22 protein-coding genes are annotated in these 23,653 nt (G+C 67.2%); 11 read left to right on the top strand and 11 right to left on the bottom strand.

Going from position 1 to position 23,653, the window contains the following annotated elements; genetic code table 11:
- Positions 1 to 201 precede the first annotated feature (201 nt).
- Entirely contained in the window at positions 202 to 1,392 is a 1,191-nt protein-coding gene (locus U5775_RS13785) for a glycosyltransferase family 4 protein (RefSeq protein WP_322058682.1), read from the top strand.
- Between the two features lie 41 nt (positions 1,393 to 1,433).
- On the opposite strand, the gene U5775_RS13780 is transcribed toward U5775_RS13785, so the two are convergent.
- From U5775_RS13780 to queG, 7 genes are all read right to left on the bottom strand, one after another.
- The gene (locus U5775_RS13780; RefSeq protein WP_322058681.1) at positions 1,434 to 2,447 is read right to left on the bottom strand and encodes a GNAT family N-acetyltransferase; all 1,014 of its coding nucleotides are present in this window, start codon (positions 2,445 to 2,447) and stop codon (positions 1,434 to 1,436) included.
- Positions 2,448 to 2,842: 395 nt separating this feature from the next.
- Positions 2,843 to 4,642 (bottom strand): methyl-accepting chemotaxis protein, encoded by a 1,800-nt coding sequence (locus U5775_RS13775; protein ID WP_322058680.1) that lies wholly within the window; start codon positions 4,640 to 4,642, stop codon positions 2,843 to 2,845.
- 241 nt (positions 4,643 to 4,883) lie between these two features.
- On the bottom strand, positions 4,884 to 5,507 hold the full coding sequence (gene plsY / locus U5775_RS13770; RefSeq protein WP_322058728.1) for a glycerol-3-phosphate 1-O-acyltransferase PlsY: 624 nt from the start codon (positions 5,505 to 5,507) through the stop codon (positions 4,884 to 4,886).
- Between the two features lie 174 nt (positions 5,508 to 5,681).
- Positions 5,682 to 6,173: a Cys-tRNA(Pro) deacylase gene (ybaK, locus tag U5775_RS13765; protein ID WP_322058679.1), complete on the bottom strand. Its 492-nt coding sequence runs from the start codon at positions 6,171 to 6,173 to the stop codon at positions 5,682 to 5,684.
- A 38-nt stretch (positions 6,174 to 6,211) separates the two neighbouring features.
- Entirely contained in the window at positions 6,212 to 7,162 is a 951-nt protein-coding gene (gene xerD, locus U5775_RS13760) for a site-specific tyrosine recombinase XerD (protein WP_322058727.1), read from the bottom strand.
- 161 nt (positions 7,163 to 7,323) lie between these two features.
- Positions 7,324 to 7,797, bottom strand: a complete 474-nt coding sequence (locus U5775_RS13755; protein WP_322058678.1) for a methylated-DNA--[protein]-cysteine S-methyltransferase — start codon at positions 7,795 to 7,797, stop codon at positions 7,324 to 7,326.
- Between the two features lie 28 nt (positions 7,798 to 7,825).
- The gene (gene queG, locus U5775_RS13750) at positions 7,826 to 9,106 is read right to left on the bottom strand and encodes a tRNA epoxyqueuosine(34) reductase QueG (protein WP_415913570.1); all 1,281 of its coding nucleotides are present in this window, start codon (positions 9,104 to 9,106) and stop codon (positions 7,826 to 7,828) included.
- A 236-nt stretch (positions 9,107 to 9,342) separates the two neighbouring features.
- Between queG and tsaE the strand changes: the two genes are divergently transcribed.
- Together tsaE and U5775_RS13740 are read left to right on the top strand one after the other, a co-directional pair.
- Positions 9,343 to 9,912, top strand: a complete 570-nt coding sequence (tsaE, locus tag U5775_RS13745; RefSeq protein ID WP_415913565.1) for a tRNA (adenosine(37)-N6)-threonylcarbamoyltransferase complex ATPase subunit type 1 TsaE — start codon at positions 9,343 to 9,345, stop codon at positions 9,910 to 9,912.
- Entirely contained in the window at positions 9,894 to 11,468 is a 1,575-nt protein-coding gene (locus U5775_RS13740; RefSeq protein ID WP_322058675.1) for an N-acetylmuramoyl-L-alanine amidase, read from the top strand. Before tsaE ends, U5775_RS13740 begins: the two co-directional genes overlap by 19 nt.
- A 30-nt stretch (positions 11,469 to 11,498) precedes the next feature.
- Here U5775_RS13740 and U5775_RS13735 read toward each other — a convergent pair whose 3' ends face one another.
- Entirely contained in the window at positions 11,499 to 12,410 is a 912-nt protein-coding gene (locus tag U5775_RS13735) for an EamA family transporter (RefSeq protein WP_322058674.1), read from the bottom strand.
- 216 nt (positions 12,411 to 12,626) lie between these two features.
- Between U5775_RS13735 and U5775_RS13730 the strand changes: the two genes are divergently transcribed.
- Positions 12,627 to 13,511, top strand: a complete 885-nt coding sequence (locus U5775_RS13730) for a pirin family protein (protein WP_322058673.1) — start codon at positions 12,627 to 12,629, stop codon at positions 13,509 to 13,511.
- Between the two features lie 87 nt (positions 13,512 to 13,598).
- Positions 13,599 to 14,447: a thioredoxin gene (trxA, locus tag U5775_RS13725; protein WP_322058672.1), complete on the top strand. Its 849-nt coding sequence runs from the start codon at positions 13,599 to 13,601 to the stop codon at positions 14,445 to 14,447.
- Positions 14,448 to 14,744: 297 nt separating this feature from the next.
- Here the strand turns inward: trxA and U5775_RS13720 are convergent, their stop codons facing one another.
- Entirely contained in the window at positions 14,745 to 15,626 is an 882-nt protein-coding gene (locus U5775_RS13720) for a tRNA threonylcarbamoyladenosine dehydratase (RefSeq protein ID WP_322058671.1), read from the bottom strand.
- A 228-nt stretch (positions 15,627 to 15,854) separates the two neighbouring features.
- Here U5775_RS13720 and pdxH point away from each other — a divergent pair, with 228 nt between their 5' ends.
- The 3 genes from pdxH (at position 15,855) to U5775_RS13705 (ending at position 19,489) form a co-directional block, all read left to right on the top strand.
- Positions 15,855 to 16,502, top strand: a complete 648-nt coding sequence (gene pdxH / locus U5775_RS13715; protein WP_322058670.1) for a pyridoxamine 5'-phosphate oxidase — start codon at positions 15,855 to 15,857, stop codon at positions 16,500 to 16,502.
- 252 nt (positions 16,503 to 16,754) lie between these two features.
- The gene (locus U5775_RS13710) at positions 16,755 to 17,969 is read left to right on the top strand and encodes a cyclopropane-fatty-acyl-phospholipid synthase family protein (RefSeq protein WP_322058669.1); all 1,215 of its coding nucleotides are present in this window, start codon (positions 16,755 to 16,757) and stop codon (positions 17,967 to 17,969) included.
- Positions 17,970 to 18,112: 143 nt separating this feature from the next.
- Positions 18,113 to 19,489: a DUF72 domain-containing protein gene (locus U5775_RS13705; protein WP_322058668.1), complete on the top strand. Its 1,377-nt coding sequence runs from the start codon at positions 18,113 to 18,115 to the stop codon at positions 19,487 to 19,489.
- A 120-nt stretch (positions 19,490 to 19,609) separates the two neighbouring features.
- Here the strand turns inward: U5775_RS13705 and msrA are convergent, their stop codons facing one another.
- Positions 19,610 to 20,158 (bottom strand): peptide-methionine (S)-S-oxide reductase MsrA, encoded by a 549-nt coding sequence (msrA, locus tag U5775_RS13700; RefSeq protein WP_322058667.1) that lies wholly within the window; start codon positions 20,156 to 20,158, stop codon positions 19,610 to 19,612.
- Between the two features lie 245 nt (positions 20,159 to 20,403).
- Here msrA and U5775_RS13695 point away from each other — a divergent pair, with 245 nt between their 5' ends.
- Positions 20,404 to 20,928, top strand: a complete 525-nt coding sequence (locus U5775_RS13695; protein ID WP_322058666.1) for a flavin reductase family protein — start codon at positions 20,404 to 20,406, stop codon at positions 20,926 to 20,928.
- Between the two features lie 92 nt (positions 20,929 to 21,020).
- Here U5775_RS13695 and U5775_RS13690 read toward each other — a convergent pair whose 3' ends face one another.
- Positions 21,021 to 21,521, bottom strand: coding sequence for an Lrp/AsnC family transcriptional regulator (locus U5775_RS13690; RefSeq protein ID WP_322058665.1), 501 nt, complete (start codon positions 21,519 to 21,521; stop codon positions 21,021 to 21,023).
- Between the two features lie 144 nt (positions 21,522 to 21,665).
- On the opposite strand from U5775_RS13690, the gene kynB reads away from it, so the two are divergent.
- Together kynB and kynU are read left to right on the top strand one after the other, a co-directional pair.
- Positions 21,666 to 22,304, top strand: a complete 639-nt coding sequence (kynB, locus tag U5775_RS13685; RefSeq protein ID WP_322058664.1) for an arylformamidase — start codon at positions 21,666 to 21,668, stop codon at positions 22,302 to 22,304.
- Positions 22,305 to 22,397: 93 nt separating this feature from the next.
- On the top strand, positions 22,398 to 23,648 hold the full coding sequence (gene kynU, locus U5775_RS13680) for a kynureninase (protein ID WP_322058663.1): 1,251 nt from the start codon (positions 22,398 to 22,400) through the stop codon (positions 23,646 to 23,648).
- Positions 23,649 to 23,653 lie beyond the last annotated feature (5 nt).

The following is a 23,653-nucleotide window of genomic DNA, read 5'->3' as shown; positions in this document are numbered from 1 at the left end:
TGCACTGCGAGATTGCGCGCAGGCTTCGCCCAAGGATTACGATGCCTTAAACGGTGAAACCGCCGCTTGCCCCGACGACAGCGCGAGCGGCGTGGCACAGCGAGGGCCGTTCCAAAGGCCAGGCGATCGCCGGAGAGACACAGACACGCGGTCATGCCCTGCCGCGGCGCTCCACCCACTCAATCGTGAGCGGCCATTGCCATGCGCATTCTGTTCGTTATCGGCCACCTGGGCGACTACCACGTCCCGCGCTATGAGGCCCTCGTCAGCGCCGGGGCCAGCCAGGGGCACGAAGTGGCGCTGCTCGAGGTGTTCCCGCGTTCGGGCGTCTATGGTTTTCCGCAGGAGCGCCGCGCGGCGTTCTTCGCCAGCCGGCCGCAGCGGGCGCAAACGCTGGTCGAGGACGGCACCGACAGCGACGGCCTCGGCGCGCGCGCCACGGCGCGCCTGATTGCGATCGTGCGCCAGTTCATGCCGGACGTGGTCATCACGCTCGGCTACAACACCGGCTACTCGTCGCTCCTGTGGCTGCTGCGGCTCGTCACGCGGCGCTTCAGGCTCATTTACATGTCGGACTCGAAGGCCGACGACGGCGTGCGGCTGCGCATCAAGGAACAGCTGAAGCGCCTCGTCGTGAGCCGTTTCGACGGCGCGCTCGTCGCGGGCGAGAAGCATCGCTGCTACGCGCACTCGCTCGGGATTCCCGTGGAACATTCTCGCATCGGCTTCGACGTGATCGACGTCGAACGTTTTGCGCGTCTCGCCCAGGCGGCGCGCGACGACGCCGATGCCGTACGCGCCCGCTTCGGGCTGCCGCAGCGCTATCTGCTATGCGTGAGCCGCTTCGTCGCGCGCAAGAACGTCGACGTGCTGATCGACGCCTACCGGGACTCGGGCGTCCACCGCGAGGGCATCGGGCTCGTGCTGGTCGGCCAGGGCCCGCTCGAAACCCAGTTGCGCAAGCGCATCGCCGCGCACGGGCTCGCGCCGCAGGTGACGATACTCACCTCGCTCGCCAATCAGGATATGGCGAACCTCTACGCGCTCGCCGGGTTCGTCGTGCTCGCGAGCGAATTCGATCAATGGGGGCTCTGCGTGAACGAAGCGTTCGCGGCCGGCTGCCCGGCGATCGTCACGCGCACCTGCGGCGTGGCCAACGAAGTGGTCATCGACGGCATGAACGGCTTCGTCGTGGAACCGCGCGACGCAGCGACGCTCGCGCGACGCATCCAGGAACTCGGCAGCGACCGCGCGCTGCGCGAGCGCTTCGCGGCCAACGCGCAGAGCGCGATCCGGCGCTGGACGCCCACGCTCTTCGCGTCGAACGCGCTGGCGCTCGCCGAACTCGTCACGCGCGACGCGCGCGGCCACGCGGGGCATGAGCTGGTCTGAGCGATCCGCGCCGCGCGGGCGACGCCCGCAGTCTCGACCGCTCACAGATTGGGCGCGAACACCTTCCCCGGCACGAGCCGGCGCTTGAGCGTGCGCGTGAGCAGGTAGACCGTGCCGAGCCGCTCGACACCGAGGCGCTGCGTGAGCGTGGCACCGAAGCCGCTCAGGAAGTTGAAGGCCGACGGGCTCGAAAAACCATCGAAGTCGAAGATCAGCCTCCGCTCGAGCGCGCGGCGGATGCCGGTCCAGAGCAGCAGGCTGATCGACCCGCAATGGGCATCCTGCACGCGCGAGGAGAGCAGATAGTAGACCGCCTGATGGTCCCACACGAGCCCGATCGCGGCGACGAGCCGCGCACCCGGGCCGCCACCAGGCCCGTATACGCCAAGCAACATCCCCGCCTTGCGCTCGACAAAGGCGCCGACGAGCTCGCGCATCACCGCTGCGCCGTACGCGTTGCTGCGCGAACGCGCGGCAAGATTGGCGTCGTAGAAGGCCAGGAACTCGGCCGGCGAGAGCTCCGGCGCGATCGTCAGCTCGCGCTCGGCGCTGCGGATCACATTGCGCGTCTTGCTGTCGAGGCGCGCCCACGCCTCGTCGACCGTGCAGTGCGGGGCAATGCGGAACGTGTAGCGCGCCGACACCGTGAAGCCGCGCAGCGCGAAGGCAATCGCATTGTCGACACGCGGGTCGAGCACCTGGAAGAAGCTGTCACATTCGGGCAACTGGTCGATGAGCTGCGCCGTGATATCGATCCGATGATGCATCTGGCGCGAAGCGCTGCCGGTCACCGGATTGATCACGGGCCCGAGCGTGCGGGTCAGCGGCGGCAAATGGGAAATACGCCATAGATGCGTGCGCGAGATGGCGTAGGGCATCTCGCCGACGATTGCGCCGTTGTGCTTGACCACCGCCAGCGACCAGTTCCCCTCGGTGGCGATGTCGAGCCACCAGGGTTCGTGGAAGATCGAATGCGCCGAGCGGACCGGCGGCGGCGATACCGGGGCAGCCGGCGGCTCGATGGGGGGTATCGCCCAGTCGTGTACGGTCGTCATCGGTCTCCACCCTGCTCTGAGGGCATGCGCGCCCCGGGTTCGCACCCGCGCGCCCTGCTGCGCTCCCGTTCTTCGCGGAGCCTCATTCCGGACAGGTCAATGTCGTGTATGCGCCGAGACGATCCTTGCCGTCGTTCATCGCCTCCGGTTCCCGCTTCCGCTCTTTACGCAGCCTCTTTACGCAGCAACGGAGCGATGGCCGTGTTCCCGTACCGCAAATGACGCACGGGTTCCAGTCTACGAGCAATAAACCGGCCTTTTACGCCAGGATCTAGCTCTGTACGCAACCTGCGCGCCTTGTGCCGCATTTTTGGTCGGCCCCAAGCCGCAGCCGGCGGTGAGTCAGGCGATGCGGCGCCGATTGCGTACCCACTGTACGCCGACGGCGTGCAAGCTCAATCGAGCTTGAACTGCCCCACCGATTGCGCCAGATTCGCCGCCTGGCCGCGCAGGGCGGCGGCCGCCGCCGTCGACTGCTCGACCAGCGCCGCGTTCTGCTGAACCATCTCGTCGAGCTGGCTCACCGCGCGGTTCACCTCCTGAATGCCACGCGTCTGCTCACCGGCCGCATTCGTCACTTCGGAAATGATGGTGGTCACGTTGGCGACGTTCGCCACGATCTCGTCCATCGTCTCGCCGGCGCGGCGCACGAGCTGCGAGCCCGAGCTCACGCTCGCCACCGTCGACTCGATCAGCGCCTTGATCTCGCGCGCCGCCTGGGCGCTGCGCTGCGCGAGGCTGCGCACCTCGCCCGCCACCACCGCGAAGCCGCGCCCCTGCTCGCCCGCGCGCGCCGCTTCCACGGCCGCGTTCAGCGCGAGAATGTTGGTTTGGAACGCGATGCCGTCGATCACGCCGATGATGTCGGCGATCTTTACCGACGCGTTCTCGATCGCGCCCATCGTGTCGACGACGTCCGAGATCACCGCGCCGCCGCGCGAGGCCACCGCCGAAGCCGACGACGCCGTCACGTCCGCCTGCTGCGCCGCGTTCGCGGACTGCGCCACGGTCGCCGTGATCTGCTCCATCGAGGCCGCCGTTTCTTCGAGGCTCGCCGCCGCCGATTCGGTGCGGCCCGAGAGGTCGACGTTGCCTGCGGCGATCTCGTCGCTTGCCGTGCGCACCGATTCGCTCGCGTCGCGGATATGGCGCATCACGTCGCGCAGCTTGTCCATGAATGCGTTGAACGCGCGCGCGATCTGCGCGACTTCGTCGTTGCCCACGGCGGGCAGGCGCTGGGTGAGATCGCCCTCGCCCTTGCCGATCGCGGCCATCGCGTCGCGCACGCGCGAGAGACCCTGAAACGACACCGTCGCGACCGCCCCCACCACGAGTGCCGCGAGCACCGCGATCACCACCAGCGCGCCGAGCGAGGCCGTGAGGAGCGAACGCATGCCGGCCGTGGCGTCGGCGCGATCGAGCGCGACCACGAGGTGCCAGTCGGTGCCCGCGATCGGCTGGGCGCGCATCAGCTTGGTGTCGCCGCCCACGTCGACGTTGAGCGGCGCATCGGCGGCCAGCAACGCGGCGAGCTTGTCGCCAGTGAGGCTGGGCGCAATCTCGGTGACGGCCTTGAGCGTGAGCTTCGGGTCCGTGTGCGCGACGATCTGACCCGTGCCGTCGACGAGCATGCCGAAGCTCGCGGGCGTCGGGTGGATCGAGCGCACGTTGGCGATCACGCTGTCCATCACGACGTCGCCCGAAATCACGCCCTTCACCGCGCCCTCGCGAATCACAGGCTCGGCGAACGAGACCACGAGCTTGCCCGTGGCAACGTCCATATACGGCGGCGTGACCACGCCCTTGCCCGCCGCCACGGCCTGCTTGTACCAGGGGCGGCCGGTCGGATCGTAGTCGGCGGGAATGCCGGTGTTGTCCGAGAACTTCGCGCTCTTGTCGGGATAGCCTACGTAGACGTTGATGAAGCCGCCCGCCGCCGCGACCTGCTTGAGCATGGGCACCGGATCGGGTTGCAGCACGGCGTCCTGCAGCGAATCGACCATGCGCGCATGGCTCGCGACCCATTCGTCGATGTTCTGGGCGTGGCTGTCCTCGACGGCCGTGAGCGAGGCGTCGATCGAATCCTTGTTGTGCGAGTCAGCGACGAAATAGTCGAGCGCGGTGTTGGCCGCCAGCGCCACGACAACGATAACGACGCATAGCGCGACGATGCGCGCGCGAATGGTAGTGAACATAGAGGAGGAAGCGCCGTATGGAAGTGAGTATCGAACTGCGGTACGCGTGTGAGATGAAGCTTTGACCCACGCGTTTACGGCGGCTTGCCCGAAGGACTTGAATCGGATTTATCGGGGCGCGATCAAATCGGGGAAGGCGATGGAAGGTGGTCGGCGAGAAATGCGAAAGCGGCTCGCGCAAGGGGCGAGCCGCAATCTGTCGAAGTGGGGGAAAAAAGATGCAAGGACCAGGCGGCCCCGCTTATTTGCTCGCCGCAGCCGCCTTCTTCTTGTCGCCGATACGGCTTTCGGTGCCGTTCACGAGCTTCGAGATATTCGCGCGATGGCGCCAGAACAGCAGCACGCTCATCGCGAGAATCGCGAGCGCCATCACGTGCGTGCCGAACAGGAAGACGTCGAATAGCGGCGCGAACACGGCGGCCGCGAGCGCCGCCAGCGACGAATAACGCGTGAAGAACGCGACGATCAGCCAGGTGAGCAGCGTCGCGCCGCCCAGCACCGGGTTCACGGCGAGCAGCACGCCCGCGGCGGTCGCCACGCCCTTGCCGCCCTGAAAACGGAAGAACACCGGATAGAGGTGGCCGAGGAACACGGCGATGGCGGCCAGAGCCACGGCCGTCTCGCCCAGGCCGAAACGCGGCCCGAAGCGCGCCGCGAGCCAAACCGCGAGCCAGCCCTTGAACGCATCGCCGATCAGCGTGAGGATGGCGGCCTTCTTGTTGCCGCTGCGCAGCACGTTGGTCGCGCCCGGGTTGCCGGAGCCGTAGGAGCGCGGGTCGTCGAGGCCCATGACGGCGCTCACGATCACGGCGAACGAAATCGAGCCGATCAGATAGGCAGCGACGGCAACAAACAGGTTGTACATGCACGAAACCCGAAGGAAGAGAAACGAAGCGCGGCGCTCGAATGTCGATGCGCGCGCGAAGGCGCTCATTCTACCGAAGCGCGGGCGGCCCTTGCCGCGATCCCAGGGTAATCAGGGAAATCGGGGAGCATACCGGTGGCGCTTGGACGATCGGCCCGCCATCAAACCCGGCTATCACTCAACGCTCGCGCACTGCACCGGCTTTGCGTTCAGCAACGTCATCAGCACCGCCGGCGCGAGGCTCACGAGATAGCCGCGCCTGCCGCCGTTGAGCCAGATCTCGTCGAGTTCGAGGATCGTCGATTCGACGTAGACGGGCATCGCCTTCTTCGTGCCGAACGGCGAGGTGCCGCCCACCAGGTACCCCGAGTGACGGTTCGCGACTTCGGGCTTGCAGGGCTCGACGCGCTTGGCGCCGATCTGCCGCGCGAGGTTCTTGGTCGAGACCTTGCGGTCGCCGTGCATGAGGACGATCAGCGGCTTGGCGTGCTCGTCCTCCATCACGAGCGTCTTCACGACGCGATGCTCGTCCACGCCTAGCTGACGCGCGGATTCGCCCGTGCCGCCATGCTCGACGTACTCGTAGGGATGCTCGCCGAACGCGACGCCCGCGCGGCGCAGCATCTGCGTGGCGGGCGTTTCGGAGACGTGTTTCGATTTGCTCATGGCGCGCATTTTAATGTGCAACGCGCCTCGACCGCACCCTATCCGCGCGGATGATGCATCTCGTGCAGGAGCCGCAGGCGCTCGCGTGCAACGTGCGTATAGATCTGCGTCGTGGAGATGTCGCTGTGGCCGAGCAGCAGTTGCACGACGCGCAGGTCCGCGCCGTGATTGAGCAGATGCGTGGCGAACGCATGGCGCAGCGTGTGCGGCGAAAGCGGCGCATGCACGCCCGCATGGAGCGCGTGGCGCTTGATGATGTGCCAGAACTGCTGGCGCGTCATGCCCTCGGCGCGCGCGGTGACGAACAGCGCGTCGGTCGTGCGCGCGCCCAGCAGCGCGGGCCGCGCCTCGCGCAGATAGCGCGTGATCCAGGCCGCCGCCTCCTCGCCGAACGGAATCAGGCGCTCCTTCGAGCCCTTGCCGAGCACGCGCACGACGCCTTCGTTCAGGCCGACCTCGACCGTCTTGAGCGTGACGAGCTCGGTCACGCGCAGACCGCTCGCGTACATCAGCTCGAGCATCGTGCGGTCGCGCAGACCAAGCGGCGTGGCCACGTCGGGTGCGTTCAGCAGCGCTTCGACCTGCGCTTCGGTGAGCGTCGAGGGAAAGCGCGGCGCCTGCTTCGCCGAGCGCACGCGCACCGTCGGGTCCGCGCTCACGCGCTGCTCGCGCAGCGCCCAGCCGTAGTAGCGCCGGAATACCGAAAGACGCCGGTTCGACGAAGTCGACTTGTCGTCCTTGCGGTGCGCGCTGTAGACGAGCAGGTCGTCTTCGTGCACGGCGTCGAGTCCGTGCGAACGCACGCGCGCGAGCCACTCGGCGAACAGGCGTAGATCGCGCCGGTAGGCGTCGAGCGTGTTGCGCGAAAGGCCGTGCTCGAGCCACATGGCGTCGCAGAACGTGTCGATCGCGAGCAGGCTCGCGGAAAGCGCCTGTGCGGCGGCCGGGGCGAGCTCGGTTGCTTCATCGCCGTCCGCCGCGCCCGGCATCACGTCGATTTCGTCATCGAGTTCGCTTTCTTCGATGCCGAAATCCGCATCGCCATCGGCGTTGTCATCTACGTCGCTATCGTTCCGATCGTTCACGTCTGCCCTTTCGCTGCTCTTTTCTTGCGCCGGTTCCTGCACGCCGGCGCGTGCGCGCGGTGCGCTCATCGGATGGTCACGCCTTCGTGGGTGAGGAGCCAACGCTTCACGTCGCGAAAGAAACCGTCGCCGCCGTGATGCGCGAAGCCGCCGATCCCGCTCGCCGACACCACGCGGTGGCACGGAATCACGATGGGAAACGGATTCGAGCCGCACGCCTGCCCGACGGCCCGCGCGCTGATGCTGCCGATGCGCTTCGCGAGCGTGCCGTAGGTGAGCACCTCGCCCGCCCCGATCGCGCTGATGCCGTCCCATACGCGGCGCTGAAACGCCGTGCCGAGCGGCGCGAGCGGCAAATCGAAGTCCGCTTGCGCGCTCGCGAAGTAGCGCACGATCTGCGCGACCGCGCGCTCGGCGAGCGGGCAATCGGGGGCAACCGCGCGCGTGGATTCGGGCAGATAGACGATCTCGCGCACGGCGCCCTCGCCGGTGCGGATGCCGACCTTGCCGAACGGCGCGTCGATGACTGCGTTGAACATGGTTTCCTCCTGTCGTGCGCGCATCAGTCTAAGCCGCTTCCAGCGCCCAATGCACATGCTCGCGCACGAGCGCCGACTCGTCGTGCTCGCGCGCACGCAACGCCGCGACGATGGCCGCGCGCCCTTGCGGTTCATCGTGCGGCTCGTCCGGCTGGCCGCGAGCGCCCGCGTCGTCGCGCGTCGCGCGCAACGCATTGCCCATCGCCACGGCGATATTGCGCGACCACGACTCGTAGCCGATGCGCCGGATCGCGCTGCCCTGCATGCGCTCGTCGAACTGCGCGGCGCTCCAGCCGAAAAGGTCGACGAGACTCGCGCGATCGAGCCCATGACGCACGTCGAAGTCGCCAACGGGCGCGGCCTGCGCGAACTTGTTCCACGGACACACGAGCTGGCAATCGTCGCAGCCATAGACACGATTGCCGATCAGCTCGCGCAATTCCAGGGGAATGCTGCCCTTCAATTCGATTGTCAGATAGGAAATGCAGCGCCGCGCATCGACGCGATAGGGCCCGGTGATCGCCCCCGTCGGACATGCATCGATACAGCGCGTGCAACTGCCGCAATGCGCGCCGGGCTGTTCGGGCGCGGGCGAGGCGGGATCTTCGGCGTCGGTGGGCAGCGGCACGTCCACGTAGATTTCGCCGAGAAAGAACAGCGAGCCCGCATCGCGCTGCAACAGCAAGGTGTGCTTGCCGCGCCAGCCGATGCCCGCCTTCTGCGCGAGCTCGACTTCGAGCACTGGCGCGGAGTCGGTGAAGACGCGAAAACCGAACGCGCCGATCTCGGCCTCGATGCGCTCGGCGAGCTGCTGCAGCCTCGCGCGCATCACCTTGTGATAGTCGCGGCCGCGCGCGTAGATCGACACCACGGCCGCATACGGGTCGGCCAGACGCGCGTGTTCGCGCTCGCGCCAGTTCGCGTGCTCGCCCGCGCGAGGGGTATCGGCGCGGGTATCAGCATGGGTATCGGCGGCCGCTTCGGCATGCACTCGCGGCTGAACTTCGGCTTGCGAAGCACTTTCGGCCATCTTTCCCGAGCCATTCGAAAGGTCGGCGCCCGCAAGCGTTGCGGCGGGCAAATACGCCATGCGCGCGGTGATGACGCGTCGCGTACCGGCCACAAGCGCTGCGGGCCGCGCGCGTTTCATCCCATGTTTGGCCATATAATCCATCTCGCCATGGCAGCCCGCTTCGAGCCACGCGGCGAGGCCCGCCTCGGCATGAGAAAGGTCGGTGTCGCTGATGCCGATCGCACCGAACCCCAGCTCGCGTCCCCATGCGCGGATGCGTGTCGCGAGCGCGGCCAGCGCCGCTTCGTCTAGCGGCGCGGCCTCATTCTGCGGCGCCTGAGTGCCGGCGTCCGACGTAGCGAGGTCCGACGCCGTCCAATGCGCGGATGCTTTCGCGGACGTCCCGACCGGCACGCGCGCATCGACCAGATCGTGCACTTCGTGCCTGTCGCACGAATCGTGCGAATCGCGCGATTCGTGGTGCGCCGGGTTCGAAGGGGAATGCGAGGGATTCATTACGCTATTTTACGAGAATGCCCGGAACACCCGACATGCCCGGACACGACCAAGCCAGTCTGCTGGCCGCAGCCATTCTGCTCGAACGCCGCTTCGAGCTCGCGGACGAAGCCGCCACCGATGCGTTCGGCGCGCGCTTTGCGCACGCGCTCGAGAGCTTGCGCACGCAAGAATCCGGCCATGGCGTGCAAAACGGCCTGCACGTGCAGCTTTTCGGCGACCTCGGCGCGGGCAAGACTTCGCTCGTGCGCGCCGCGCTGCGCGCGCTCGGCCACAGCGGGCGCGTACGCAGCCCGACCTATACGCTCGTCGAGCCCTACACGGTGGCGACGACAAGTGGGGAACTCCAGCTCTATCACTTCGATCTCTATCGTTTCAGCGACCCGGCCGAATGGGCCGACGCCGGCTTTCGCGAATATTTCGCACAAGGAGCAGTGTGTCTCGTCGAATGGCCGCAACGCGCGGGCGGCCTGCTCGGCGTTCCCGATCTCGTGTTCCAGCTCGAACCGGGTCGGTACGGTGAAGGCCGCGTGCTCACCGCGTACGCATACAGCGCATCAGGAAAGGCATGTCTAGAAAGATGTTAATCAAACCGTTCCGCTCGATCGAATCCGCGGCCACCGCGACGCACAACTGGCGGCGCCGGCAGATTCTGAAGGCGGGCGCGTCCACGCTGGTGCTCGGCCTCTCCGTCACGGCACCGCGCCTCGCGTGGGCAACCTCGGTGATCGGCGTGCGCGTATGGCCCGCGCGCGACTATACGCGCGTCACGATCGAATCGGATCAACCGCTCTCGAACACGCAGCAACTGCTGCAGGGCCCGGACCGCCTCGTCGTCGACTTGAGCGGCCTCGACCTCGACGACGCGCTCAAGAATCTCGTCTCCAAGATCACGCCCAACGATCCGCAGATCCAGGCCGTGCGCGTGGGCCAGTATCAGCCGCACGTGGTGCGCATGGTGTTCGACCTCAAGGGGGGCGTGAAGCCCCAGGTCTTCACGCTGCAGCCGGTGGGCTCGTACAAGTACCGGCTCGTGTTCGACCTTTATCCCGCGGTCGCGCCCGATCCGCTCATGGACCTGCTCGCGCAGACCGAGCGCAAGCAGCAGCAGCTCGACGCGCGCGAGGCGATGCGCGATAACACGCCGCCCGCGCCGCCCTCCACGCTCGCGGGCCCCAACAACGCGCCCGCGCACGACAACAGCGACGCGTTCTTCGAGCGCTACGCGCAGAACGATGCGGGCGCCCCCCCGCCTGCTACGCCGGCCACGCCCGCCGCGCCGCGCCCGACACCGCCGGTGCCGCCCGCAACGGTGCTGCCGCGTCCGAAGCCCGCGCCGAAGCCGCCCGTCATCGCAAAGAACGACGATAGCAGCGACCAGCCCGACGACAACTACGGCTTCACCACGCCGAAGTCGAGCAAGGGCGGCACCACGCGGCTTCTCACGGTGGCCATCGATCCGGGCCACGGCGGCGAAGACCCGGGCGCGATCGGCAGCGCGGGCACGTACGAAAAGCACATCGCGCTCGACATCGCGAAGAAGCTGCGCGCGAAGATCGACGCCCAGCCCAACATGCGCTCGATGATGACGCGCGATGCCGACTTCTTCGTGCCGCTGAACGTGCGCGTGCAGAAGGCGCGCCGCGTGGGCGCGGATCTCTTCGTGTCGATCCACGCCGACGCGTTCACGACGCCGCTCGCGCGCGGCTCGTCGGTGTTCGCACTGTCCGAGCACGGCGCATCGAGCGCGGCCGCGCGCTGGATGGCGACCAAGGAGAATTCGTCGGACCAGATCGGCGGCATCAGCGTGCAGACCGCCGACGCCTCGGTGAACCGCGCGCTCTTCGACATGTCGACCACGGCTCAGATCCGCGACTCGCTGCGCTACGGCGGCTTCGTGCTCAACGAGGTCGGCGAAATCAACAAGCTGCACAAAGGCTCGGTCGAGCAGGCCGGTTTTGCCGTGCTCAAGGCGCCCGACATTCCGTCGATCCTCGTGGAAACGGCCTTCATCAGCAATCCCGAGGAAGAGCAGAAGCTCAACGACGACGCCTATCGCGACAAGATGGCGAACGCCATCCTCAAGGGCATCAAGCACTACTTCGCGGCGAATCCGCCGCTCGCGAAGAGCCGCATGACGTAAGGGCGGAGGCGGCGCGAGGGCCGCCGCGGTTCACGACCGCGCGGCCCGCATGGATTCGAGCCGCGCCCTCGCCCAGCCGCCGAACACGTTCACGGCGAGCCCCGCCATCACGAGCGCGGCGCCGCCGATCTGCGCGGCGGAAAGGCGCTCGCCGAGCAGCAGCGCCGCCGCAGCCAGCCCGACGATCGGCACGAGCAGCGAAAACGGCGCAACCTGGCTCGCCGGATACTTCGAGAGCAGCCGGCTCCAGAGGCTGTAGCCGAGGATCGTGGCCACGAACGCGAGATAGACGATCGCGCCGATCGAATCCATGCCGATGCCCGCGAGCGCCGTCTCGATGCGCTGCGGTCCCTCGATGAAGTACGAAAGCACGAGGAACGGCAGCGGCGGAATCAGGCTCGCCCACACCACGAGCCCGACGAGATCGACCTTGCCCACCTTCTTCGTGACGATATTGCCGAGCGCCCACATGCAGGCCGCGCACAGCGTGAGCACGAAGCCGGCAGCGGTCATCGCCTGCGTGCCCGCGCCCGCCGAAGACGACTGCAAGCCGATCACGGCGAGCCCCGCCGCCGCGATCAACAGGCCGATCACGTTCTGCGCGCGAAAGCGCTCGCCGAGGAAGATCGCCGCGAACACGAGCGTGAAGAAAGCCTGCGCCTGCAGCACGACCGAGGCGAGCCCCGCGGGCATGCCCACGTACATGGCGGTGAAGAGGAACACGAACTGCCCGAACGAGATCGTCGCGCCGTAGGCAAACAGCCAGCGCAGCGGCAATTTCGGGCGCTTCACGAACAGCACCGCCGGAAACGCCGCCAGCAAAAAGCGCAGCGCGCCGAGCAACAGCGGCGGCACGCCGTGCAGCCCCACCTTGATCACCACGAAATTCACGCCCCACGCGAGCACGACCACGAGCGCAAACAGCAAGTCCTTCGGCGACATCTCCGGCTCCAATTATTGTTCTGTCGAATACGCGAGTTTACCGGCCAGGGCGTGGCCGCGCTTGCGCCCCTGCGATCCCGCCCCCAGCGCCTGCTTCCCTGACGGCGCGCGGCCGAGGCCGGCGTTAGAATGAGCGCCTGCTCGCGCACGGCGCTGCGCCGTTGCGCGCTGTTGCGTATTCCATCGCGTGCCGTCCGACCCATCAAGGAAGCGTCCATGTCCTCATCGATCAAAGCGGTCCTCAAGCCCCATCAGCGCGACATCGGCAATCTCTATGTGCGCCGCGTGCTGCCTGCGATGGCCGCGCGTCTCGTCGGCCCGTTCATCTTCTTCGACCATATGGGCCCGGCCACGCTCGCGCCCGGCTCGGGCGTCGATGTGCGCCCGCACCCGCATATCGGCCTCGCCACCGTCACCTATCTGTTCGACGGCGCGCTCATGCACCGCGACAGCATCGGCTCGGCGCAGGAGATCGTCCCAGGCGACGTCAACTGGATGACGGCGGGGCGCGGCATCGTCCATTCCGAGCGCACGCCCGACGCCGCGCGCCAGACCGGCCTCACCATGCACGGCATCCAGACCTGGGTGGCGCTGCCGCTCGAGCACGAAGACAGCGAGCCCTCGTTCTTCCACCACGCCGCCGATACGCTGCCGAACATCGAGCGCAACGGCGTCTCGATGCGCGTGATCGCGGGCACGGCGTTCGGCGCGAGCTCGCCGGTCGCGACCTTCTCGGGCACGCTCTACGTGGCTGCCGAATTCGCGCCCGGCAGCGCCATCGCGCTCGACGCGGAGCACGAAGAGCGCGGCGTCTATCTCGTCGACGGCGACCTCTCGATCGACGGCACGCCGCTCGAGCAGTACACCATGGCCGTGCTCACGCCGGGCGAAACCGTCACGCTCGCGAGCACGAACGGGGCACGCGTGATGCTGCTCGGGGGCGAAAAGCTCGCGGGCGAGCGCTTCATCGAATGGAACTTCGTCGCCAGCTCGCGCGAAAAGATCGAGGCCGCCAAGGCCGCCTGGACGCGCCAGGAAATGGGGCACGTCCCCGGCGAGACCGAATGGATCCCGCTGCCCGAGAAGAAGCCGCGGGCCTGAGACGAAGCCACGGCCCCGGCGCAGCATTGAAGCGCGCCGATTCGCCCTCACCTACACGCGTACCGGATTTTTCCCAACGAGGACGTAATGGATACCACCCTGGCCACTTTTGAAAAAGACGTGATCGAGGCGTCGGCGCTCGCGCCGGTGCTGGTCGACTTCTGGGCGCCGTGGTGCGGCCCGTGCAAGACGCTCGGGCCGATGCTCGAAAAGCTCGAAGCCGAATATGCGGGCAAGTGGAAGCTCGTGAAGGTCAATGTCGACGAGAACCAGGAGCTCGCCGCGCACTTCCAGGTGCGCAGCATTCCGCACGTGGTGGCGTTCGCCGACCAGCGCGCAGTGGACCAGTTCATCGGCGTGCTCCCCGAAGGCCAGTTGCGCGAGTTCCTCGACCGCCTGATCCCGGATTCCGCGCAAGCCGCGCGTCAGGCCGCCCAGGAAGCGCTCGCCGAAGGCCGCCGCGACGACGCCTACGAGGCGCTGCAGGCCGCGCTCGCCTTCGACCCCGGCTTCGACGACGCGCGCATGGACCTGATCGAGATGCTACTCGTCGACAACCGCGCCGACGACGCGCACAAGGAAGTCGAGCTGCTCTCGCCGAAGACCACGCAGGGCATCGACGCGCGCTTCAATGCGCTCAAGACGCGCCTCGACGCGCTCGACGCCGCCGCCGATCTCCCGCCCACGGACGCGCTCGAAGCCCAGGTGGGCGCGCACCCCGAGGATCTCGAAGCGCGCTTCGATCTCGCGAGCGCGCTGATCGCGCGGCGTAAGTATGCGGGGGCGCTCGAGCAGTTGCTCGAGATCGTCAAGCGCGACCGCGCGTTCCGCGACGACATCGGGCGCAAGACCATGCTCTCGGTGTTCGATCTCGCGTCGCACCAGCCGCAGCTCGTGAGTGAGTGGCGGCGGAAGTTGAGTGCGGCGTTGAATTGAGCGCGCGGTGCTCTAACGAAAAACGTGCTGGACAATGATTGCCGCGGGCCTCAGATGAGGCTCGCTTTTTTTGCGCCAAGCGCGGGCGTTTGGATTGAAGAAACGTTGCAACGGGGGGATTCCAGGACGGAAATCCGGAGATTCTGTCGTTCTGCTCGAAACTTCTTCAGTCCGGGCAGGCAATTGCGCTTCATCCTCGAAATTTTGTCGCAAACGCCCACGTGCCGAAAAGCCGTGCTCGTTTGGCGGGAACCAACTTCGATTTCCCAATAGCCGTATTGGCGCGGCCAATACGCCTCACCCCGCCGCACCCCGATGCGCCAGCGCGCGCAACACATACGCCGCGGCAGCAAACCCAAAACTCGCCGTCACGCACACGCTCGAACCGAACCCCGCGCAATTGAGCCCCACGGGCCCGTGGTGTCCAGGCGAGGTACTCACATGCTCGGCTTCATTGTCGATGTCGCAAACGGCGGCTTCGGGATAGATCAGCGGCTCATCGGAATACACGGCGCTCACCTTGAAACGCGCCTTGGGACCGCGCGGGAAACCGTGATGCTTGCGCAATTGCCCACGCACCTTCGAAAGCAGCGGGTCCTGAATCGTGAGCGCGAGATCGTCGATGCGAATGCGCGTCGGGTCGAGCTGGCCGCCCGCGCCGCCCACGGTGATGAGCGGCACGCGATGCTCGACGCACCAGGCGATCAGCGCGGTCTTGGTGCGCACGCTGTCGATGGCGTCCACCACGTAGTCGAAGCCGCCGCCAAGCAGCGCATCGAAATTCGACGGCTCGACGAAATCCTCCACGAGCCGCACGTCGCAGGCCGGATCGATGAGCTTGATGCGCTCGGCCATCGCCTCGACCTTCGGCTTGCCGTAATTGCCGTCGAGCGCATGGATCTGGCGGTTGGTATTGCTCTCCGCGACGTTGTCGAGGTCGATGAGCGTGAGCGTGCCGATCGCACTGCGCGCGAGCGCCTCCGCGACCCACGACCCCACCCCGCCGATGCCGATCACGGCGACGTGCGCGCGCTCGAAGGTTTCGAGCGCAGGTGCGCCATAAAGCCGCGCCACGCCGCCAAAGCGGCGGGCCCGGTCGGCAACATCGGCCGCGGCGGGCGCGGTAAGATCGGCGAGGCCGGTGGAACCGGCCGTAGCGGAAAGCGGTGTACTGGACATGGCGGTAGCGGATCGAAAGCGGACCGATCGCGCACTGCCACGGTCCCTGGAAACGCATATTTTGCCTGATCGCGACCAAACGGGCGCATCCGGCCCAAGTGCAGGCCCCGGTGCGGGACCGGTCCGGGCCCAGGTCCCAGCCTCAAAGTGGCCTGCCCGCGCGCCTGTGCCACTTGCTTCGCCGCTGTCTTCGATATACTTGTCCGCATTGAAGCGTTTGCATAAAAAATGACCTCGCTCGCCGACCTCCGCAAGAACTACTCGCTAGGCTCGCTCGATGCCTCCGACGTCGACCCCGACCCGATCCGCCAATTCCAGACCTGGTTTGCCCAGGCGCTCGACGCCAAACTGCCCGAACCCAACGCGATGACCGTCGCGACCGTGGACGCAGAGGGCCGCCCCGCCGCGCGCATCCTGCTGATCAAGGGCGTGGACGAGCGCGGCTTCGTGTTCTTCACCAACTACGACAGCCGCAAGGGCCGCGAGCTCGCCGCCAATCCGCACGCGGCGCTGCTCTTTCACTGGATCGAGCTCGAGCGCCAGGTGCGTATCGAAGGCCGCGTCGAGAAGACCAGCGACGCCGAAAGCGATGCGTATTTCCAGTCGCGCCCGCTCGGCTCGCGCATCGGCGCGTGGGCTTCGGAGCAGAGCGCCGTGATCGGCAGCCGCGCCGAGCTCGAAGCGCGCGAGCGCGAGATCAGCGCACAGTACGGCGAAGAGCCGCCGCGTCCGCCGCACTGGGGCGGCTACCGGCTCGTGCCGGGCGCCATCGAGTTCTGGCAAGGGCGTCCGTCGCGGCTGCATGACCGCATCCGCTATACGCGAGACAGCGTGCACGAAGGCGCCGCATGGCGCATCGAGCGGCTCGCCCCCTGATTCCCGGGCGAATCGCGCGACTTCCTAAAATTTTCGCAGGGCATCTCCGCAACACCAGCAATACCCGCAATACCCCGCATCACGCGCGCGCCGCAGTTCGCTGCGGCGCCGTGCCAGTCAGTTCTACCTCGTAGCACGCATTGCAATTCGCTTTTGTCTTTTGGCTTCAACCGTTCATCGGACCATAACCATCTTGCATGGGACCGGAGTCAGCGCCTTGCACTCGCTCCGGATCGACACGGAGAGAAACGCATGTTCTGGGAGAAAAAACTCGCACAGTGGGTCGACGAAGTCCGCAACAAGGCCAACCTGCCCGCGCGGCTCGTGCTCTGGAGCGGTCAGCAATACGACTTCGGCCATTTCGCGGCCCCGCAGGTCACGCTGAAGGTCAACAGCGCCGCGGCGCTGCCGCTGCTGCTCGAACCGAGCCTCGACAATCTCGGCGAGGCCTACGTGAAGGGCAAGATCGACATCGAAGGCCGGCTCGCCGACATCATCGACATCAGCTACTCGCTCGCGCGCAACACCATCACGAGCGCGGGCAAGCTCGCGCGGGTGCGCCGCTACTTCACGCACTCGAAGAACACCGACAAGCAGGCGATCCAGTACCACTACGACGTCTCGAACGACTTCTACAAGCTGTGGCTCGACGAGAACATGGTCTATTCGTGCGCCTATTTCGAGAACGGCGACGAAGACCTCGCCGTCGCGCAGCTCAAGAAGATCGACCACATCCTCACCAAGATCCAGCTTCAGCCGGGCCAGACGCTGCTCGACATCGGCTGCGGCTGGGGCGCGCTCGTGCTGCGCGCGGCGCAGAAGTTCGGCGCGCGCTGCGTGGGCGTGACGCTCTCGCAGAACCAGTTCGACCTCGCCACCGAGCGCGTGAAGGCCGCGGGCCTCGCCGATCGCATCGAGATCCGCCTGCAGGACTATCGTGACATCCAGGGCCAGTTCGACCGCATCACGAGCGTGGGCATGTTCGAGCACGTCGGGCGCAAGAATCTGCCCGGCTATTTCACGAAGGTGCGCGAGCTGCTAGCCGATGACGGCGTCGCCATGAACCACGGCATCACGTCGAGCGATGCCGAAAGCGGCGAGACGGCGCTGGGCGGCGGCGAGTTCATCGACCGCTACGTGTTCCCCGACGGCGAGCTGCCGCACATCGGCCTCGCGCTCGAAGCGGCGCAGCGCGGCGGGCTCGAGGCGGTTGACGTGGAGAGCCTGCGCCGTCACTATGCGCACACGCTCGGCATCTGGGCGGAGAATTTCGAGGCGCGCGCCGAGGAAGCGAAAAAGCTCGTCGACGATGAGAAGTTCCGCATCTGGCGCGTCTATCTGGCGGGTTGCGCCTACGCGTTCGAGCACGACGACGTGTCGATCTACCAGATCGTCTGTCGCAAGGCCGGCCGCAGCGCGAAGACGTTGCCGTGGTCGCGCCGCTATATGTACGAGAAGCCGCTCTGACGCCATCGCGAAGCGTGCGGCGGTGCGGGCTGCGGCCTGCGCCGCTGTGTTCGCGGGACGGCGCGCTTGCCGGTCAGGCCATAGGGCATGGCCTGTTGCGTCGAGCGGCCTGAATCACCGGATCGCCATCAAGACTCACACGCATGAACGAACGCGACGACGGCCTTTTCGGGGCACTAGAGAACGACGGCGCCGGCGCGATGCCGAGCGAGGACGGAGGCGACGCGACGCGCGGCACGGCTCGCCATTCGGCGCCTGCCACGCAGCGAGCGAGCCGCCCAACGGCGCGCCGAGATTCGCGGGCTGCGGACGCAAACGCGCAGCCCGATACCCAGACCGACCTGTTCGGCTTCGTGCCGCCCGAGCCGCCGCCGGGGCGCGCCGCGCGCAGGAAGGCTAGCGATACGGCCGGCGACGACGAATCACCAACGCTCGACGACACCGAGCAGACGCACGCCGCGAAACCGTCCAGATCGTCGCCGGATTCGCCCGCCCCTGAACCGCTGAAACGCCGCGCGAAAGGCGTGCTGCCCGCCGAGCCCGCCCAGGACGTGCTCGACCTCGCCGCCGAGTTGCCGCCCAGCGTGCGTCTGGGCACCTCGTCGTGGTCGTTCCCGGGCTGGCGCGGCATCGTCTACGGCGACGACTACAGCAATTCCAGGCTCGCGCGCGACGGGCTCGCCGCCTATGGCGCGCATCCGCTGCTGCGCTCGGTGAGCATCGACCGCTCGTTCTACGCGCCGCTCACCGTCACCGACTACCTGCGCTACGCCCAGCAGGTGCCGGACCACTTCCGCTTCATCGTGAAGGCGCCCGCGCTGATTACCGACGCCAGCGTGCGCGGCGATCGCGGCGAGCCGGTCTCGGCCAATCCCTGCTTCCTGAACCCCGAACTCGCCATCCGCGAATTCATCGAGCCGTGCCTCGCGGGGCTCGGCGCGAAAGCGGGCGCGCTCGTGTTCCAGTTTCCGCCGCTGCCCGATCAATTGCTCGCCGATCCGGCCGCCTTCGTCGAGCGTCTCGCGGCGTTTCTGGCCGCGCTGCCGCCGCTGCCCGCGCCCGCCGCGAACGCTGCGCCGGGGGACGCGACCTGCTACGCCGTCGAGATCCGCGACGGCATCCTGCTCACGCCGCGCTTCGTGCGCGCGCTGCGCGCCGCGGGCGTGCGCTACTGCGTCGGGCTGCACGCGCGCATGCCCGACCCGCTGCGCCAGGCCGCCGCGCTTGCCCTAATGGACGGCGAAGCGCCCGCGGGCCCGCTGATCGTGCGCTGGAGCCTGCACAGCGGCTTCAAGTATGAGCAGGCGAAGGCGCGCTACGAACCCTTCGACAAGCTCGTCGACGAGGACCCGCACACGCGCGACGCGCTCGCCGAACTGGCCGCGCGCTATGCGATCGCCGGCCAGCCCGTGTTGATCACGACGAACAACAAGGCGGAAGGCTCGGCGCCGCTGACCTGCGCGAAGCTCGCGCGCGCGATCGCCGACGAGATGCTGCGGATTCGCGGCGAAAACGCCTGAGCGCCGCGCAATTAAAATCCGGATAAAAAACGGCGGGCGCCGTTCAGAAAGAATCCTGAACCGCGCCCGTCGTCCTGATACCAATCGATAAAAAACGCGATAAAAGCGCCGCCGCGCCGCTCACTCCGCCCTGAGCCGATGCGCGAACTTCTGGCGGAACTTCGCCACCTTGGGCGCCACCACGAACGCGCAATAGCCCTGATTCGGGTGCTGCGCGAAGTAGTTCTGGTGATACGCCTCGGCGGGGAAATAGTTGCCGTCGAGCGGCAGCACCTGGGTCACGATCGCGCCGTCGTAGACGCTCTCGGCCTTCAGTTCGCGGATCGCCTGGAGCGCCGTCTCGCGTTGCGCTTCCGAATCCGTGAAGACGACCGAGCGATACTGCGTGCCGACGTCGTTGCCCTGGCGGTTCAACTGGGTCGGATCGTGGATCGCGAAAAAGATGTCGAGAATCTCGCGATAGCTGATCTTGGCGGGATCGAAATCCACTTTCACGACTTCCGCGTGGCCTGTGTCGCCATCGCAAACCTGTTCGTAGGACGGATTCGCGGCATGGCCGCCCGCGTAGCCCGATTCCACCGCCACCACGCCGTCCACACGTAGATAAACCGCCTCCAGGCACCAAAAACATCCGCCGCCGAGCGTGGCGGTTTCGATCGTCTGACTCATGCTGCACTCTCCTTTGATGCCGCGCCGGCCCCGCCGCCCCAGAACGTCGGAGCCCACGCAGCTATTCACCGATTTCCCGCTCCATCCCAGGCGGCCAGGCCGACGGAACCGCCAGCGACCGCTTTTCGTTAAAATTGGGACAATTCGCCGAAATTACACATGACGTTGATACCGACTCCTGCTTGCGCCGCCCGCCCCGTCCAGTTCGCGCCGGGCACGCGCCCCAACGCCCGGGGCGTGCGCCCATGACCCGCCGCGCCAGTCCGCCCAACTTCGACGCCGCCGCGTTCCGCCGCGCGCTCGGCCAGTTCGCCACCGGCGTGACGGTCATCACGACGCGCGCGCCCGACGGCGCGCTGATCGGCATCACCGCGAGCTCGTTCAACTCGGTCTCGCTCAGCCCGCCGCTCGTGCTGTGGAGCCTCGCCACGCGTTCGGCGTCGATGCCGGTGTTCCGCAGCAACAGCCATTATGTGGTGAATGTGCTCGCCGCGTCGCAGCTCGACCTGTGCAAGCGCTTCGCCACCGTGAAAGGCGATCGCTTCGAAGGCGTCTCGCACGCGGCCGGCGACTCGGGCATGCCCGTGCTCGACGGCGCCATCGCGTGGTTCGAGTGCCATAACCGCAGCCGCTACGACGAAGGCGATCACGTGATCTTCGTCGGCGAAGTCGAGCGCTGCGGCGTTCGCGAACCGGGCCAGGACGGCGGCGACAACGCCGCGCCGCTCGTATTCCACGGCGGCGCCTTCCATCAGTTGCTGTCGCTCTAGACCGCCGCTACCGAAAGCGCTGCGCAGGAAAGCACCGGAGGCGCGAGTCCCTATCCTTGCCGCCGCCCGGCCCGGCGGCGCGAGCGCGTCTACTAAGCCTTCGGCTCCCCGCGATGCGCGATCAGGTCGACCGGCACCCCCGCCTCCGTCTTAAGCGTCGTGAGCACGATGTTCGAGCGGATATCCATCACGCCCGGCGCCTTGTAGAGCTTGTTCAGCACGAAGTCCGAGTAGTGCTTGAGGTTGTGCGCGAGCACGCGCAGCAGATAGTGCGTCTCGCCGGTCACCACGTACGCCCCCACCACTTCGGGCCATTCGCGCAGCGCCGCGACGAAGCGCTCGTGCCAGCTTTCCTGGTCGTTGCGCATCGAGACCTGCACGAAGGCCTCCATTTCGAAGCCCAGGATCTCTCGGTTCAGGCAGGCGCGATAGCGCTCCACCACGCCCTGTTCTTCCAGCAGACGCAGCCGCCGCAGACACGCCGAAGGCGAAAGCGCAATACGCTCGGCCAGGTCCAGGTTGCTGATGCGCCCCTCGTTCTGGAGCACGGCAAGAATCCGGCAATCGGTTGCATCAAGCGAGATGGCGTTCATTTTTGGTCTCCGTTCCCCTGTTGACTCAAATTATGTGCCAAGAACTGTAGCGTACGGCGTTTTTTTCGCAAGCACATTTCGCGGCGGGTTGCCTATCATTCGAAAAACGCCCCTTGTGTGGGACCGGACAACCTGGTTGAGACGATGAACGACCTCTGGGACATTTCCCCCTCCATTCGCCCCGAAACGCCCGTCTGGCCCGGCGACACGCCCGTGGGCGTCGAGCGCGTCTGGCGCATGGAAGCCGGCTCGCCGGTCAACGTGGCGCGCGTGACGCTGTCGCCCCACACCGGCGCGCACACCGACGCCCCGCTGCACTACGACGAGACGGGCGCGCCCATCGGCGCCGTGCCGCTCGACGCCTATATCGGCGCGTGCCGCGTGATTGATTGCGTTGGTACGGCGCCGCTCGTGCTGCCCGGGCACGTGCAGGGGACGCTCGCCGACATCCCGCCGCGCGTGCTGCTGCGCACCTACGCCAGCGCCCCGCAGGATCGCTGGGACAGCGCGTTTTGCGCCGTCGCGCCCGAGACGATCGACCTGCTCGCGGAGCACGGCGTGCGCCTGATTGGCATCGACACGCCCTCGCTCGACCCGCAGGAATCGAAGACGATGGACGCGCACCACCGCATCCGCGCGCATCGCATGGCGATACTCGAAGGCATCGTGCTCGACGCCATCGCGCCCGGCGATTACGAGCTGATCGCGCTGCCGCTGAAGTTCGCGACGCTCGATGCGAGCCCGGTGCGCGCCGTGCTGCGCACGCTGCCCGCGCGAGCATGAACGCCACGCATGCCTTGAAACGCCGCGAATCCTGATCGAATCTTTCACATCAATCGCCCCGACCCAACACCTTCACCGCACCGAAAAACCGACATGAACGACCGTAACGACGCATTGGCGCTCGACCGCGCCGACCCGCTCGCGGCACTGCGCGAGCAGTTCGCGCTCGCGCCCGAGACCATCTATCTCGACGGCAACTCGCTGGGCGTGCCGCCCAAGGCGAGCGCCGCGCGCGCCCAGGCCGTGATCGGCGGCGAATGGGGCGACGGCCTCATCCGCAGCTGGAACACGGCGGGCTGGTTCGCCATGCCAAAGCGCCTCGGCAACAAGCTCGCGCCGCTGATCGGCGCGGCAGAAGATGAAGTGGTCGTCACCGACACCATCTCGATCAATCTCTTCAAGGCGCTCTCCGCCGCGCTGCGCGTGGCGAACACGCGCGATCCGAAGCGCCGTGTGATCGTCTCCGAGCGCTCGAATTTCCCGAGCGACCTGTACATCGCGCAAGGACTCATCGAGCAGCTCGATCGCGGCTACGAGCTGCGCCTCGTCGACGATCCGCGCGAGCTGCCCGCCGCGATCCGCGAAGACGTGGCCGTCGCGATGATCACGCACGTGAACTACCGCACCGGCGAGATGCACGACATGCGCGCGCTCACCGACCATATCCACGCGCAAGGCGCGCTCGCGCTGTGGGACCTCGCGCACTCGGCCGGCGCGGTGCCGGTGGACCTGAACGGCGCGAACGCCGACTACGCGGTTGGCTGTACCTACAAGTACCTGAACGGCGGCCCTGGCTCGCCCGGCTTCGTGTGGGTGCCCAAGCGCCATCAGGATGCGTTCTCGCAGCCGCTGTCGGGCTGGTGGGGACACAAGTCGCCGTTCGAGATGCACCCCGTGTACCGCCCGGACCCCGGCGTCGGCCGCTTCCTCTGCGGCACCCAGCCGATCATTTCGATGGCGCTCGTGGAATGCGGCCTCGACGTCTTCCTGCAAACCGACATGCAGGCGATCCGCCGCAAGTCGCTCGCGCTCACGGATCTTTTCATCGAACTCGTGGAGACGCGCTGCAAGGACTACCCGCTCACGCTCGTCACGCCGCGCGAGCATGCGCAACGCGGCTCGCACGTGAGCTTCGAGCATCCGCACGGCTATGAAGTGATGCAGGCGCTGATCGCGCGCGGCGTGATCGGCGACTATCGCGAGCCGCACGTGCTGCGCTTCGGCTTCACGCCGCTCTACCTGAGCTTCGCCGATGTCTGGGACGCCGTCGAAACGCTGCGCGACGTGCTCGCGACCGAAAGCTGGCGCAAGCCCGAATTCGCCGCGCGCGGCGCGGTGACCTGAGGAGC

Origin of the sequence: Paraburkholderia sp. J63, from assembly GCF_905220245.1 — a bacterium.
In the GTDB taxonomy this organism is placed as follows: Bacteria; Pseudomonadota; Gammaproteobacteria; order Burkholderiales; family Burkholderiaceae; genus Paraburkholderia.
The sequence above is the reverse complement of the archived record's forward strand: the minus strand, read 5'-3'. Positions and strand labels throughout refer to the sequence as shown.

Excerpts from the sequence above, each read along its gene's own strand:
- U5775_RS13785 (WP_322058682.1), top strand. The coding sequence starts at position 202 with ATGCGCATTCTGTTCGTTATCGGCCACCTGGGCGACTACCACGTCCCG.
- U5775_RS13780 (WP_322058681.1), bottom strand. The coding sequence starts at position 2,447 with ATGACGACCGTACACGACTGGGCGATACCCCCCATCGAGCCGCCGGCT.
- U5775_RS13775 (WP_322058680.1), bottom strand. The coding sequence starts at position 4,642 with ATGTTCACTACCATTCGCGCGCGCATCGTCGCGCTATGCGTCGTTATC.
- plsY (WP_322058728.1), bottom strand. The coding sequence starts at position 5,507 with ATGTACAACCTGTTTGTTGCCGTCGCTGCCTATCTGATCGGCTCGATT.
- ybaK (WP_322058679.1), bottom strand. The coding sequence starts at position 6,173 with ATGAGCAAATCGAAACACGTCTCCGAAACGCCCGCCACGCAGATGCTG.
- xerD (WP_322058727.1), bottom strand. The coding sequence starts at position 7,162 with ATGCCGGGCGCGGCGGACGGCGATGAAGCAACCGAGCTCGCCCCGGCC.
- U5775_RS13755 (WP_322058678.1), bottom strand. The coding sequence starts at position 7,797 with ATGTTCAACGCAGTCATCGACGCGCCGTTCGGCAAGGTCGGCATCCGC.
- tsaE (WP_415913565.1), top strand. The coding sequence starts at position 9,343 with ATGCCCGGAACACCCGACATGCCCGGACACGACCAAGCCAGTCTGCTG.
- U5775_RS13740 (WP_322058675.1), top strand. The coding sequence starts at position 9,894 with ATGTCTAGAAAGATGTTAATCAAACCGTTCCGCTCGATCGAATCCGCG.
- U5775_RS13735 (WP_322058674.1), bottom strand. The coding sequence starts at position 12,410 with ATGTCGCCGAAGGACTTGCTGTTTGCGCTCGTGGTCGTGCTCGCGTGG.
- U5775_RS13730 (WP_322058673.1), top strand. The coding sequence starts at position 12,627 with ATGTCCTCATCGATCAAAGCGGTCCTCAAGCCCCATCAGCGCGACATC.
- trxA (WP_322058672.1), top strand. The coding sequence starts at position 13,599 with ATGGATACCACCCTGGCCACTTTTGAAAAAGACGTGATCGAGGCGTCG.
- U5775_RS13720 (WP_322058671.1), bottom strand. The coding sequence starts at position 15,626 with ATGTCCAGTACACCGCTTTCCGCTACGGCCGGTTCCACCGGCCTCGCC.
- pdxH (WP_322058670.1), top strand. The coding sequence starts at position 15,855 with ATGACCTCGCTCGCCGACCTCCGCAAGAACTACTCGCTAGGCTCGCTC.
- U5775_RS13710 (WP_322058669.1), top strand. The coding sequence starts at position 16,755 with ATGTTCTGGGAGAAAAAACTCGCACAGTGGGTCGACGAAGTCCGCAAC.
- U5775_RS13705 (WP_322058668.1), top strand. The coding sequence starts at position 18,113 with ATGAACGAACGCGACGACGGCCTTTTCGGGGCACTAGAGAACGACGGC.
- msrA (WP_322058667.1), bottom strand. The coding sequence starts at position 20,158 with ATGAGTCAGACGATCGAAACCGCCACGCTCGGCGGCGGATGTTTTTGG.
- U5775_RS13695 (WP_322058666.1), top strand. The coding sequence starts at position 20,404 with ATGACCCGCCGCGCCAGTCCGCCCAACTTCGACGCCGCCGCGTTCCGC.
- U5775_RS13690 (WP_322058665.1), bottom strand. The coding sequence starts at position 21,521 with ATGAACGCCATCTCGCTTGATGCAACCGATTGCCGGATTCTTGCCGTG.
- kynB (WP_322058664.1), top strand. The coding sequence starts at position 21,666 with ATGAACGACCTCTGGGACATTTCCCCCTCCATTCGCCCCGAAACGCCC.
- kynU (WP_322058663.1), top strand. The coding sequence starts at position 22,398 with ATGAACGACCGTAACGACGCATTGGCGCTCGACCGCGCCGACCCGCTC.